The sequence below is a fragment of the Ruegeria sp. ABM4_193 genome, from assembly GCF_056158705.1.
Genome location: NZ_JBSWTT010000001.1, coordinates 264598 through 276783 on the forward strand (window position 1 = coordinate 264598; position 12186 = coordinate 276783).

The window sequence follows — 12186 nt, forward strand, 5'->3', positions numbered from 1 at the left end:
AGGAAATCTGACGAAAATAGTTGGGTAAATGTCAGAAAGAGGTATTGGGTGAAACCTGAAACACTTTTTTGCACGTATTGGCGGCAGGGGCCGAGCGAGTTAGTTTGGGATTACAGCTTTTCTGCGACAGGCAGAGTCGGATTGAGTAGTGCACGAAAAGGATCAGTTGATGCCCGAAACACTTGCGGAAAAACTGGAAAAATCAAACCTTGGACATTGGATGGCGCGCTACGAAAGCTTCATGGTTTTTGTAGGTGTCGTCGGACCATTTGCGACCCTGCCGCAACTGATGAAGCTCTATTTTACGCATACAGAACACGCGACTGGCCAGTCTTTGGTGTCATGGTCGCTGTATGCCGCTGTCTCATTCCTGTGGTTCGCTTACGGTTTGATTGTTGGGAAGCTGCCGATCTATGTCGGCAATGGCATCTCAATGGTTCTGAACATCTTGATGGTGATCGGAATTCTAATTCACGCCGGAGTCACGTTCTAAAAAGCGTCAGGCGCAGGTAACCCCCGCCAAACGGCGCAGTTCCCTACATCTATTTTTGGGTCTAGCCGCCGATGTTCATGGAAATGGCGCTGTGTCATACGGTACGCGAAATTGCCACCTTTGCGACGCGCCGCCCTGTATTCTGACAATCTGAACTGCCCACGACTAAGCTACTGTCGTTTCTTTGACTGTTTTCCAGCCTGGCGAGGCTGTGGGGCCGGCTCAGGCTCGGGGTCGGGGTCTTCACCCATGACCGGGTTTTCGGCAAGCATCGCCGCAGTCACGGCCTCCATATATTTCTGAAGCAGAATAGGGGGGTCCGCAGGTGCCAGTTTGATGGTCAACCTGCTCGCGCCTTCCTGGCTGTATGCGTAGCGAGAGGAATAGCTGGCATTGACCTGTGCGGCCACCGGACCCCAGCCGCCTTTGACGGATGCACTGCCTGACTTTTCCTTCTGTTTCGTCATCGAGATCGCCATTTTTACTTCGATCTCGGCTTCCTGAACGGCATAAAACGCGGGAAGAAACCCCATCGAAACAAGGCTGAATTCTTTGCCGGGTCCACTTGGGTTGGACAGGTCGGGCAGCATAATCTTCTGATCGGCCATGTATTTGGCAACATCGGTCGAATGACGATCCAGTTCTGATTGCGACTCGGCGACGGAAAGGGCCAGTTTTTGAACCATTTCCGCAAAGGGGACGTTTAGCAATTCCTGCCCGATACTCATCTTCGAACTCCTGTTCCAAATTCAGTCTACTTGATAATTTTCGTGGGGGACCGCCTCCTGACGGAAAACGTAACTTTTGAAGCGTTCTGGCTGACCACCTGCTTCTTTGCATTGGTCGCAATCTGGGCGGTTCCACCATCCTGGCCCAATCCCACAAAGGCTTCGACTTTTACGTTATCGATGGTGAAATCGTCGCTGTCGTTAGATCCGGCCAGAATCTGTTCTCCCAGTGCTTGCGAGAATTTCTGCGCGTCGACGATCTGCGTGTCTTTATCGTCTGCCATCACCTCGGCGGCAGCACTGGCCAATGGGCTCGTCACGGGCGGCAAACTGGCCCCGACCATCATTTCACCGCCATCCTCCAACTCATCAATCCTGTCTTCCAGGTCCGAGATGGTCTGCCTTAGTTCGTTTTCACGTGTCTCCATGGCGGTCAGCCTGTCCGAAAGAGACTTGAGCAAAAGCGTAAACGCTTCGGGCATTTCGGTAACTCGAACTTCTATCGGTTGCTTTCGATCGGAATCAGCCATCTTCGGGCCTGCCGGTCTCATCCTCGTGAACGGGTCCGGGGACAAAACGCATGCGCATGGTGGACGCGCTTTTTGAGTCGAGCGTATCGGTCTGCGTCAGCTTTGGGCCCCAAAGAAAGCTGAACAGCCTGTCTTCTTCCCCTTGCTCGCTGGACATTTCCATGACCACTTTCAGTTCAACGTCGACATCTTGCATATGATAAAAGACAGGCGGTATGCCCATGTCACGCAGTTCCTGCGGATAGTTCTTTAGTGCTTCCAACTGGTCTCTGCTCAGTTGTTCCGCAGCCTGGGCAACGCTTTTGCCGATATCGGCAACCATGTCCGTCAGAGTTGTACCAAATATTGCATGAGGGTCATCGTTGGCCAAATCAGACCTCCTGACATCATAAATCAATCAAACGTTAACACGAGAACGACTTATAACAATGAGAAATGTCAGGTTAAGACTTCGCCGCTTTTGGCGAGCGAATTACAGCGGCAGCGCATGTTTGGGCAGGCTCGCCATTAGCAGATTGTTGTCAGGCACAAAAAAACCGCGCTGAAAGGCGCGGTTCTTTAAAAGCTATTTAAGCAGTTCTTAGCCCTGACGAGCTTTGAACTTGCGCTGCGTCTTGTTGATCACGTAGACGCGGCCTTTGCGACGCACAATACGGCAATCACGGTGCCGGTTCTTGAGCGAGCGGAGCGAGTTCTTGACCTTCATGGTCTGTCTCCAATCTGCGGCGCCTTCATCAAAGACGTGGCCAGCGCCTGGGTTAGTCGGGTGCCCCGGAAGCCCGGAACAGTGAATAGATGGTGGGCGGTACAAGGATCGAACTTGTGACCCCTTCGATGTCAACGAAGTGCTCTACCGCTGAGCTAACCGCCCACGTTCCCGATGCATGTCCTGCCCCATAACGAAATGGGGCGCGGATCACCGCGCCGGTAGCGGGGTCTATAAAAGGAGTCGTTCAGGGGTTCAAGGGGTTTGGAAGAACAATTTTCCAGTCTATGTTGATTACGAACATGGAGTGATCATGCAGAACGCAGCCTTTGTATTGGATATGCCTGAAAACCGCAGTTCATGCGTGGTTTTTTCATCCCCACACAGCGGGCGAGAGTATCCTGAGGCTTTTCTGAAACGCTCGGTGCTGAATCAAAACGTGATTCGATCGTCGGAAGATGCCTTTGTGGATCAACTGTTTGCTCCTGCTGCTGAATACGGTGCACCCTTGATCAAGGCTGCCATGCCGCGTGCGTATCTGGATTTGAATCGCAGTCTGGATGAGCTTGACCCCGCCCTTATCAGCGGTGCGCGCAGACATGGGCACAACCCGCGAGTCGCTTCTGGGTTAGGGGTGATTCCCCGCGTCGTGGCCAACGGTCGGGCAATCTACAGCGGAAAGCTGACCATGGATGAAGCGCGGTTGCGTATCGATACCTACTGGCGTCCCTATCACGCACGATTGAAATCCCTGCTGGCCGAATCGCATGAGAAATTCGGTCAGGCAATATTGGTGGATTGCCACTCGATGCCGCACGAGGCGGTTTCAATGGCCGGTACGACGCGCAGCAAACGTCCGGATATTGTGTTAGGCGATCGGTTTGGCGCGTCAGCGTCTTCGGAAATCGTGGACCTTGTTGAATCGGCCTTTGCTGCGGCAGGATTGATCGTGGCGCGAAACGCGCCGTTCGCCGGGGCCTATGTCACCCAGACCTATGGCCGTCCGGGGCGCCATCAGCACGCCATTCAGATCGAGATCGACCGCGCACTCTATATGAACGAAGAGAAGATCACGCCAAATGCCAATTTTATGGCATTTTCGAAACTCTTGCGGCAGGTGGTGCGCGAAATCTCCAGCATCGGGTCGGAACCGGTTCGTTTGGCGGCCGAATAACCTCAGCGCAGCGCACGGCCTTTTACGATGGCATCCGAGCCAAACCTTTGTCGGATCTCGTCGGTGGCCCGTTCCGCCTGCGATCTACGTGCAGCGCCCGGATCAAGCAGATCGCCCGAGATGTCGGCCTGATCTGCCGGGCACAGATCAGACAAACCACATCCCAAAAGCCGGTAAGGCCCCTGATCGCCCACCTGATCAAACAACCCTTTTGCTGTGCGATAGATCCTATCGGCGATCTGGGTCGCATCGCGAAGGGACACGCGCCGGGTTAGCGTCTTGTGATTGGCCTTCTTCAGTTTGAGCGTGACAACCCGTCCGGCCAGATCTTTGGCTTTGGCCCGATCCGAAACTTTCAGCGCCATGCGCCACAAATGCCCATCCAGGATCTCGGGGTTGGCCGTGTCTTCGAAAAATGTGGTCTCGTTGCTGATGGATTTCATAGGCTCATGAGCCGAGACACGCCGTTTGTCCTGCCCCCGGGCCAGATGCCACAGGCGATACCCCATCGCGCCGAAGCGTTCCGTCAGCGCCTCTTGATCCCAACGTAGTAAATCGTTGAAGGTTCGTATCCCCGCCCGGTCCAGCGACTCTTGCGCCGCTGGGCCAATGCCCCAGATCAGCCGCACGGGTTTGTCGTTCAGGAACGTTGCCGTTTCGACCTTGCCGATCACCGAAAAACCGCGCGGTTTGTCGAGATCTGACGCAACCTTGGCGAGGAACTTGTTGTGGCTCAGCCCGATGGACCCTGTCACGCCCAGCTCATCCTTCATGCGTTTGACCAGGCGCGCCAGCATGACGGCGGGCGGCGCTCCGTGCAGGCGTTCAGTGCCTGACAGATCCATGAACGCTTCGTCCAGAGACAGTGGTTCCACGACCGGCGTCAACTCATCCATCATGGCGCGGATGTCGCGCGACACTTCGGCGTAAACGGACATGCGCGGTTTGATTACCACCGCGTCCGGGCAGAGTTGCAGGGCTTTGAACATGGGCATCGCGGAACGCACGCCGCGGATTCGGGCCACGTAACACGCCGTTGAAACCACACCCCGTTTCCCGCCACCAATGATGACAGGCTTGTCCGCAAGCTCGGGATTGTCGCGCTTTTCAACCGATGCATAGAAGGAGTCGCAATCCATATGAGCGATGGACAGGTCAAAGAGCTCGGGGTGCAACTTGACCCTCGGGCTGCCGCAGGCCGGACAGCGCCGTTCGTTTGTCAAAGGTGTCAGGCAATCTCGGCAAAGACCGGGCATCTGCGCCCTCATGCGTTCCGCAGTTGGCTAGGACGTCACTTATACCAGCTTCGGCGCTGGATCAAAGCTTCGGTTTTGCGGCATGGCTTTCTGAAAAGAAGCCCCCCGCTGCGTGGCGGGGGGAAGTAACGAACCTCAGGAAGAAGCGGTTCGTTGGGGAGTATTGCCCTCAGAATCGCTGAATTTCCCAAGTTTCGATAGGCCGATGACGGTTTCGCAAAAACTCGTAATTTGAATGTGTGTTTTCCGGCACAGGGACGATTTGGCGCGGTTTCCCCACAAAGTGACGCAAGGTCAACTTGTTATCTGGCAAACCGAACGTGCAAACCTGACGAATTGATCTGGTTCAGTCAGTGAACTTTCAAAGAATTTAGCTCTGCCAGAACGGTTTCGGCGGCCGCTTTTGGATCCTGTGCCTGATAAATCGGTCGGCCAACGACGATATGATCTGCACCATCCAGAATCGCACTGGCTGGCGTAGCCACACGTTTCTGATCACCCAGCGCAGCACCGGCGGGGCGCACACCGGGGGTGACAATCAGGCGACCTTCGGCTTGGGGTAGCGAGCGGATCAGGGCGGCCTCCTGAGGGCTGGCGATGACGCCATCTGCTCCGGCTTCCAGCGCCTTGGCGGCGCGTTCGACAACCAAATCCTGCACGTCGCCGTCTTTCAGAAGGCTGGCGTCCAGATCATCGCGGTTCAGCGAAGTCAGGATCGTCACAGCGAGGATTTTAAGGTCCTTGCCCGAAGCCCCCTCTTTTGCGGCGCGCACCACATGGGGGTCGCCATGCACGGTCAGAAAATCCAGATCGAACTGCGCCAGCCCTCGTACGGCGTTTTCCACCGTATTGCCGATGTCGAACAGTTTCATGTCCAGAAAGATGCGTTTGCCGTGGTCTTGTTTCAGTTCGTTGGCCAAAGCCAAACCACCACCGGTCAGCATACCCAAACCAATTTTATAAAAAGACACGCTGTCGCCCAGCCGCTCAGCCATGGCCAGACCTTGCAGGGCATTGGGGACATCGAGGGCTACGATCAGACGGTCATCGGACATGAGGCGCTCCTTTTTGGCAAACGTCTGCGTCCTAACGGGTTCGGGCGGTTCTGTCCATCTTCGAGGCCGGGCGCGGACACGTTCATTTTGTGCTATCGTGCCGGGCATCGAGCACGTGATTTCAGAGTAAGGGACAGAAAATGAAAAAGCTGGTTTTGCTGGGCGTATTGGTTGCGCTGGCTGCATGTGACGAAACCCCGCCCGTAACACCGGAAACCGGGGCTGCTCCTGCACCGACGAATGATGATCTGCGTCTTGTGGGTGGCTACAGGTCCGAGGATGATTGGTGCCAGCTTACGGGCGAAACAGCCTTTACTGGAAATTTCCTGGATCACACGGCCGATCTGGTTTCGTGCCCGACGGGAAGTGCGGCGGCGCAGTCTTTGGTGGATGATCTGGGTGCGGTTCAGGTTGCCGAGACCGGGGGTTACACCGTTTACACCATACAGCGCGAATAGCGGTGATTTCTGCGTCTTAGCCTCTTGAACCGGCAAAGATATTTCCCAGATTGAATGTGAGGCTTCGACCGATATGTGCCGCCAAGCGGGCATGTCAAAACGGGGCGCTTGGAAAAGGAGAATATCATGGACTTGAACAAGTTCACCGAGCGGGCACGGGGATTCGTGCAGGCTGCGCAGACCATTGCGCTGCGCGAAGGGCACCAGAGGCTGGAGCCCACGCATATACTCAAAGCATTGATGGATGACGATCAGGGGCTGGCCAGCAACCTGATCACACGCGCAGGCGGCGCGCCAAATCGCGTGGTTGAAGCGCTGGACGCGGCCATGGGTAAGATCCCGAAGGTCAGCGGCGACGCGAGCCAGATTTACATGGACGGCCAAACCGCCAAAGTTCTGGACGAGGCTGCCAAGATTGCCACCAAATCGGGCGACAGCTTTGTGCCGGTCGAACGGGTGCTGATGGCGCTGTGTATGGTGAAATCCAAAGCCAAGGACGCTTTGGAGGCTGGTGCGGTGTCTGCCCAGAAACTCAATGAGGCGATCAATGACATCCGCAAGGGTCGCACCGCTGACACAGCGTCGGCGGAAGAGGGCTATGACGCGCTCAAGAAATACGCGCGCGACCTGACTGAAGCTGCGGCTGAAGGTAAGATTGACCCGATCATCGGGCGGGATGAGGAAATCCGCCGCTCGATGCAGGTTCTGTCGCGCCGTACCAAGAACAACCCGGTTCTGATCGGGGAACCTGGCGTGGGTAAAACCGCGATTGCCGAAGGCATGGCCCTGCGCATCGTCAACGGCGATGTACCGGAATCGCTGAAGGACAAGAAGCTGCTGGCGCTCGACATGGGCGCGCTGATTGCTGGCGCGAAATACCGTGGTGAGTTCGAAGAACGACTCAAGGCCGTTCTGACCGAAGTCACTGAGGCCGCCGGTGAGATCATCCTGTTCATCGACGAAATGCATACGCTGGTTGGGGCCGGGAAGTCCGACGGCGCGATGGATGCTGCCAACCTGATCAAGCCTGCGCTTGCCCGGGGTGAGCTGCATTGTATCGGCGCGACCACGCTGGACGAGTATCGAAAATACGTGGAAAAAGACGCGGCCCTTGCGCGCCGGTTCCAGCCTGTGATGGTGACCGAGCCAACCGTTGAGGACACGATCAGCATCCTGCGCGGTATAAAAGAGAAGTACGAGCTGCACCATGGCGTACGCATCTCGGATTCGGCATTGGTGTCGGCGGCGACGCTCTCGCATCGCTATATCACTGACAGGTTCCTGCCAGATAAAGCCATCGACCTTGTTGATGAGGCAGCGTCGCGCCTGCGGATGGAGGTGGATAGTAAGCCGGAAGAGCTCGACCAGCTGGATCGCCAGATCCTGCAGATGCAGATCGAGGAAGAGGCGCTGAAGCTGGAAGACGACGCGGCCTCGAAGGATCGACTGGAAACCTTGCAAAAGGATCTGGCCGATCTGCAGGAGAAATCTGCCGAGATGACGGCTCAATGGCAGGCTGAACGCGATAAACTCGCGGGTGCTCGCGATCTGAAGGAACAGCTCGACAAGGCGCGCGCTGATCTGGAAATCGCCAAGCGGGAAGGTAATCTGGCCAAGGCCGGTGAGCTGTCCTATGGCGTCATCCCAGAGCTTGAGAAAAAGCTGACCGAGGCCGAAAACGCCGAAAGCAACGCCATGATGGCCGAGGAAACGGTGCGCCCGACACAGATCGCTGCTGTGGTCGAACGCTGGACGGGTATTCCGACCTCGAAAATGCTGGAAGGTGAACGTGAGAAGCTGCTGCGAATGGAAGACGATCTGCATTCCCGCGTGATCGGTCAGGATGCGGCGGTGACCGCTGTCGCCAATGCCGTACGTCGTGCGCGTGCGGGATTGAACGACGAAGGTCGTCCGCTGGGTTCGTTCCTGTTCCTTGGGCCGACTGGTGTGGGTAAGACAGAGCTGACCAAGGCCGTAGCGAACTTCCTGTTCGACGACGACAATGCGATGGTCCGTATCGACATGTCCGAGTTCATGGAGAAGCATGCCGTTGCCCGTCTGATCGGTGCCCCTCCGGGCTACGTCGGCTATGACGAAGGCGGTGTGCTGACCGAAGCCGTACGGCGCAGGCCCTATCAGGTTGTGCTGTTTGATGAGGTCGAAAAAGCGCACCCGGACGTGTTCAACGTCCTTTTGCAGGTTCTCGACGATGGCGTGCTGACCGATGGTCAGGGCCGCACCGTGGACTTCAAACAGACGCTGATCATCCTGACGTCGAACCTTGGGTCTCAGGCGCTCAGCCAGTTGCCCGAAGGCGCGGACAGCGCGCAAGCACGACGGGATGTGATGGATGCGGTAAGGGCCCATTTCCGGCCCGAGTTCCTGAACCGTCTGGACGAGACGATCATCTTCGACCGCCTCAAGCGGGGTGATATGGATGGTATCGTCGATATCCAGATGGCACGTCTGCAAAAACGTCTGGCCGCTCGCAAGATCGAGCTGGTGCTTGACGACGGTGCCAAGGAGTGGCTGGCCAATGAAGGCTATGATCCGGTCTTTGGTGCCCGTCCGTTGAAGCGCGTGATCCAGCGCGCGCTTCAGAACCCGCTGGCCGAAGCGCTGCTGGCCGGCGAAATCAAGGATGGCGAGACCGTTCCCGTCACCGCGGGTCCAGACGGGCTGATCATAGGCGACCGGCTTGGGACGTCAGACCGACCCCGCCCGGATGATGCCGTGGTGCATTAATTTCCCAACTCAGAAAACCCGCCATTCCGGCGGGTTTTTTGTTATTCTGACTTAGCCGTCCGCATTATTAGGCTAGGGCGCGCGCAACTGATACTGTTTGAACCTTTTTTGCGAGTGAATTTTCTTATGTCTCAGGAAGACGCGAACCAGAGATTGGACAAGATTGAAGACGCAATCGTCCTGCTCACGAAACTATCCACACCCAAACCAAAGACCTTTTGGGATCGGATTCCCACCGACAAAATTCGAGACGCCATCTACATCATCGGTATCCCGGCCCTGTTGTTCACAACCTATCTGGAATTCGACAAGTTCTATCTCAGCCGCGAGGACATCCGGCTCGAGGAAAAGCGTAATACGGCTATATCGCGACTGGACCAGCTACAGGATATCAACAGCGAGATTTATCAGCTTCAGACTCAGGGTGATGAAAATGTCGCCTTTGCGTTGATCGAAGCGAAACGCGGTCAGATCGCGCGTTTGACTGACACTGTTTATCTGACCTGGGTTGAACAGCCCGAGATGCTGAAGCGTCACGACCTCAATGCGTTGGCAGAGGCATTGTTGGTGCAGAGTCGGACTGATGACGCGTTGCGGGTTGCCAGTACAGTCGCGGTGGATGATTTGAAACCGATCGACGCGATTGACCAGCAGATACTCAAGGCGCGGATTCAATTTGCGCAAGGCCCTGCTCAGGACATAGAAGCCGCGCGGCAGCACCTGCGAGAGGCTGTTCCGCTTGTTGAAGAAATCGAACGATCGGGCAGCCAGTTTCTGATGCAGGAAAAAATGTTGCAGGTGCGTCTGATTAACGAAGCCTGGCTAGGAGAGCCCTGCGAGACTTTGGCGCCAATGGCGGATGCGCTGGCAGAGCTGAGGGCGTTTAATCTGGAAGCAGGTTCTGTTGAGGATCAGTATCAATCCGCAGTCACCGTGCGTGCGGTCAGGTCCAAATGCCGTCAATGAGGGCAAGAACACCACCAGGATGGTGGAGTTCTTTCAGTCATCATTCAGTGAGTTCAAACCAACGCAAAGATCCGCGCTGGGCCTCCTGTGCCACCTGCATGTTTTGGTGCGCCAATAACAAGTGTCGCGCCGGATGCCGGCACCCGATCCAGATTGGCCAGGCATTCAATCCCAAACCGACCTGAAGGCAGCCACGCATAATGGGTGGCAAAATCTGCTGACATGCCATGATCCAGCGACAGGGTATCCACAGCAATCGATCGCGCGCCGGTGTCCTCCATCAGCATCTGCGCCGCTTCGACATGAAAGCCGGGATAATGCTGAGCTTCGCCATCGAAGTTGCGGAATCCTTCTGTAGCGGTCTTGCTGCCCCAACCTGAATGCATCGCTACGCAGGCCCCATCGGGGATGTCACCATTTGCTGCGATCCACGCTTTCAGATCGTCTGGTGTGACTCGTGTGTCTGCATCGTCTGCCGCGCGGGCGGCGATATCCACGACGCACAATGGGGCCACCAGATCGTTGACAGGGATCTCATCAACCGAGGTGCCATCCGCCGAAAAGTGCAGCGGAGCGTCGATATGGGTGCCGGTATGTTCATTGATCGAAAGGTTGAACAGGTTGAAACCGTGATCTGCAAAGTTGAAAGGCTGTTCAGCCGAAATACCGGGATCCCCGCCCCATGTCGGAAATTCCGGGCTGAGCGTATGGGTCATGTCCTCGACACTGCCATGTCCTGCGGCCAGAGCTGCGGGGGCCGTACCACCGGTTGCGACGGCGGCAACGCTTGTCGCAGCTGCAGCTTTGAAGAACCCGCGCCGAGACAGCATCCTCTCTTTGACGGCGCTCATTACACAGATGTCACACATAATTCTTCCTCCCTTTCTGCAGCGATACGGCTGCAATGGCAGGCAAGCAACGCTCAGGATCGCGTGCGATACCTGCGTGACAGAGTGCAGTCTGGTAGGTGCTTTTGTAAAGGTTTCCGGAAAACAGTTCGGCCAAAGCAGTCGTTAAGAACAGCTGTACAGGCAGAATACTCCGGTCTTTGCGAGGTGTCCGATTTGAGAACGTTACAGTCACTTCGCTCAATCGTTACGCCTGTTTCGCTGGCGCTATGCTATCAGCGCATTACGTCAACACAGACATAAGTACCTAACGGAGACCCATATGGCGCATCGCTGGACCAATACTTTGACACAAGCCGACGTCACCCCGCAGGCGGCGTTCCTGAACCGGCGGCAGGTAATGGCCGGGCTGGCGGGTGTCGGACTGACCGCGATGGCGCGCCCGGCTGCGGCGCAAGACGCGCTGGAACCGAACACATGGGAAGAGATCACCACCTACAACAACTATTATGAGTTCGGGACCGGTAAAGACGATCCTGCCAAATATGCCGGATCTCTGGTGACTGAGCCCTGGAGCGTCAAGATAGACGGTTTGGTGGATCGCCCGGGCGAGTATGACTTCAAGGACATTCTGTCAGAGATGACCGTCGAAGAGCGGATATACCGTTTCCGATGCGTCGAAGCCTGGTCCATGGTCATTCCGTGGAACGGGTTCGAGCTTGCCGACTTGCTGAACATGGCCGGTGTTCAGGAAGGCGCGAAATACGTGGCTTTCGAAACTGCATACCGCCCTGATGAAATGCCCGGAACCCGCTTCCCAATTCTCGAATGGCCCTATCGCGAAGGGCTGCGTCTGGATGAGGCGATGCACCCGCTGACGATCATGGCCACAGGAATTTACGGGAAAACAATTCCGAACCAGAACGGTGCGCCTTTGCGTTTGGTGGTTCCGTGGAAATACGGGTTCAAGTCGATCAAGTCGATTGTGCGCATCACGCTGACCGATGTAGAGCCGCCCACAAGCTGGAACATGTCCAACCCGCGCGAATACGGATTTTACAGCAATGTGAATCCGAACGTAGATCACCCGCGTTGGTCTCAGGCGTCCGAGCGTCGCATTGGGGGCGGCCTGTTTGCCAAACGAATCCCTACTCTGATGTTCAACGGTTATGAGGAAGAGGTCGCCAGCCTGTATGAAGGCTTGGATCTGGTCAAAAACTACTAAGA

General features: G+C 56.2%; 13 protein-coding genes and 1 tRNA gene. 6 read left to right on the forward strand and 8 right to left on the reverse strand.

Annotated elements, in window-relative coordinates; translation table 11 throughout:
* Positions 1-169: 169 nt before the first annotated feature.
* The gene (locus tag ACXADZ_RS01290) at positions 170-493 is read left to right on the forward strand and encodes a SemiSWEET transporter (protein ID WP_171096698.1); all 324 of its coding nucleotides are present in this window, start codon (positions 170-172) and stop codon (positions 491-493) included.
* Between the two features lie 170 nt (positions 494-663).
* Here the strand turns inward: ACXADZ_RS01290 and ACXADZ_RS01295 are convergent, their stop codons facing one another.
* The 5 genes from ACXADZ_RS01295 to ACXADZ_RS01315 all read right to left on the reverse strand — a co-directional run bounded on the left by ACXADZ_RS01295 (position 664) and on the right by ACXADZ_RS01315 (position 2622).
* Positions 664-1221 (reverse strand): hypothetical protein, encoded by a 558-nt coding sequence (locus tag ACXADZ_RS01295; RefSeq protein WP_171187898.1) that lies wholly within the window; start codon positions 1219-1221, stop codon positions 664-666.
* Positions 1222-1247: 26 nt separating this feature from the next.
* Complete coding sequence (locus ACXADZ_RS01300) at positions 1248-1751, reverse strand: hypothetical protein (protein WP_475192173.1); 504 nt, start codon at positions 1749-1751, stop codon at positions 1248-1250.
* Positions 1744-2121, reverse strand: a complete 378-nt coding sequence (locus tag ACXADZ_RS01305; RefSeq protein WP_171096693.1) for a hypothetical protein — start codon at positions 2119-2121, stop codon at positions 1744-1746. The genes ACXADZ_RS01300 and ACXADZ_RS01305 overlap by 8 nt, the downstream gene beginning before the upstream one ends.
* 210 nt (positions 2122-2331) lie before the next feature.
* Positions 2332-2457: a type B 50S ribosomal protein L36 gene (ykgO, locus tag ACXADZ_RS01310; protein WP_008755722.1), complete on the reverse strand. Its 126-nt coding sequence runs from the start codon at positions 2455-2457 to the stop codon at positions 2332-2334.
* 90 nt (positions 2458-2547) lie between these two features.
* Positions 2548-2622, reverse strand: a tRNA-Val gene (locus ACXADZ_RS01315).
* 148 nt (positions 2623-2770) lie between these two features.
* Here ACXADZ_RS01315 and ACXADZ_RS01320 point away from each other — a divergent pair.
* A complete protein-coding gene (locus ACXADZ_RS01320) occupies positions 2771-3631 on the forward strand; it encodes an N-formylglutamate amidohydrolase (RefSeq protein ID WP_475192174.1) in 861 nt (286 codons plus the stop codon).
* Positions 3632-3633: 2 nt separating this feature from the next.
* On the opposite strand, the gene ACXADZ_RS01325 is transcribed toward ACXADZ_RS01320, so the two are convergent.
* Both ACXADZ_RS01325 and pyrF read right to left on the reverse strand, forming a co-directional pair.
* Positions 3634-4887, reverse strand: coding sequence for a DNA polymerase IV (locus ACXADZ_RS01325; protein ID WP_475192176.1), 1254 nt, complete (start codon positions 4885-4887; stop codon positions 3634-3636).
* Positions 4888-5237: 350 nt separating this feature from the next.
* The gene (gene pyrF / locus ACXADZ_RS01330) at positions 5238-5942 is read right to left on the reverse strand and encodes an orotidine-5'-phosphate decarboxylase (protein WP_475192178.1); all 705 of its coding nucleotides are present in this window, start codon (positions 5940-5942) and stop codon (positions 5238-5240) included.
* A gap of 140 nt (positions 5943-6082) precedes the next feature.
* Here pyrF and ACXADZ_RS01335 point away from each other — a divergent pair, with 140 nt between their 5' ends.
* The 3 genes from ACXADZ_RS01335 to ACXADZ_RS01345 all read left to right on the forward strand — a co-directional run bounded on the left by ACXADZ_RS01335 (position 6083) and on the right by ACXADZ_RS01345 (position 10111).
* Positions 6083-6400, forward strand: coding sequence for a hypothetical protein (locus ACXADZ_RS01335; RefSeq protein ID WP_475192180.1), 318 nt, complete (start codon positions 6083-6085; stop codon positions 6398-6400).
* A gap of 126 nt (positions 6401-6526) precedes the next feature.
* Complete coding sequence (gene clpB, locus ACXADZ_RS01340; protein ID WP_475192181.1) at positions 6527-9145, forward strand: ATP-dependent chaperone ClpB; 2619 nt, start codon at positions 6527-6529, stop codon at positions 9143-9145.
* Positions 9146-9271: 126 nt separating this feature from the next.
* Complete coding sequence (locus ACXADZ_RS01345) at positions 9272-10111, forward strand: hypothetical protein (protein ID WP_171672117.1); 840 nt, start codon at positions 9272-9274, stop codon at positions 10109-10111.
* Between the two features lie 53 nt (positions 10112-10164).
* Here the strand turns inward: ACXADZ_RS01345 and ACXADZ_RS01350 are convergent, their stop codons facing one another.
* The gene (locus ACXADZ_RS01350; protein WP_475192184.1) at positions 10165-10980 is read right to left on the reverse strand and encodes a cyclase family protein; all 816 of its coding nucleotides are present in this window, start codon (positions 10978-10980) and stop codon (positions 10165-10167) included.
* A 301-nt stretch (positions 10981-11281) separates the two neighbouring features.
* On the opposite strand from ACXADZ_RS01350, the gene msrP reads away from it, so the two are divergent.
* On the forward strand, positions 11282-12184 hold the full coding sequence (gene msrP / locus ACXADZ_RS01355; RefSeq protein ID WP_475192186.1) for a protein-methionine-sulfoxide reductase catalytic subunit MsrP: 903 nt from the start codon (positions 11282-11284) through the stop codon (positions 12182-12184).
* Positions 12185-12186 lie beyond the last annotated feature (2 nt).

Coding starts and splice junctions, on each gene's coding strand:
- ACXADZ_RS01290 (WP_171096698.1), top strand. CDS start 170: ATGCCCGAAACACTTGCGGAAAAACTGGAAAAATCAAACCTTGGACAT.
- ACXADZ_RS01295 (WP_171187898.1), bottom strand. CDS start 1,221: ATGAGTATCGGGCAGGAATTGCTAAACGTCCCCTTTGCGGAAATGGTT.
- ACXADZ_RS01300 (WP_475192173.1), bottom strand. CDS start 1,751: ATGGCTGATTCCGATCGAAAGCAACCGATAGAAGTTCGAGTTACCGAA.
- ykgO (WP_008755722.1), bottom strand. CDS start 2,457: ATGAAGGTCAAGAACTCGCTCCGCTCGCTCAAGAACCGGCACCGTGAT.
- ACXADZ_RS01320 (WP_475192174.1), top strand. CDS start 2,771: ATGCAGAACGCAGCCTTTGTATTGGATATGCCTGAAAACCGCAGTTCA.
- ACXADZ_RS01325 (WP_475192176.1), bottom strand. CDS start 4,887: ATGCCCGGTCTTTGCCGAGATTGCCTGACACCTTTGACAAACGAACGG.
- pyrF (WP_475192178.1), bottom strand. CDS start 5,942: ATGTCCGATGACCGTCTGATCGTAGCCCTCGATGTCCCCAATGCCCTG.
- ACXADZ_RS01335 (WP_475192180.1), top strand. CDS start 6,083: ATGAAAAAGCTGGTTTTGCTGGGCGTATTGGTTGCGCTGGCTGCATGT.
- clpB (WP_475192181.1), top strand. CDS start 6,527: ATGGACTTGAACAAGTTCACCGAGCGGGCACGGGGATTCGTGCAGGCT.
- ACXADZ_RS01345 (WP_171672117.1), top strand. CDS start 9,272: ATGTCTCAGGAAGACGCGAACCAGAGATTGGACAAGATTGAAGACGCA.
- ACXADZ_RS01350 (WP_475192184.1), bottom strand. CDS start 10,980: ATGTGTGACATCTGTGTAATGAGCGCCGTCAAAGAGAGGATGCTGTCT.
- msrP (WP_475192186.1), top strand. CDS start 11,282: ATGGCGCATCGCTGGACCAATACTTTGACACAAGCCGACGTCACCCCG.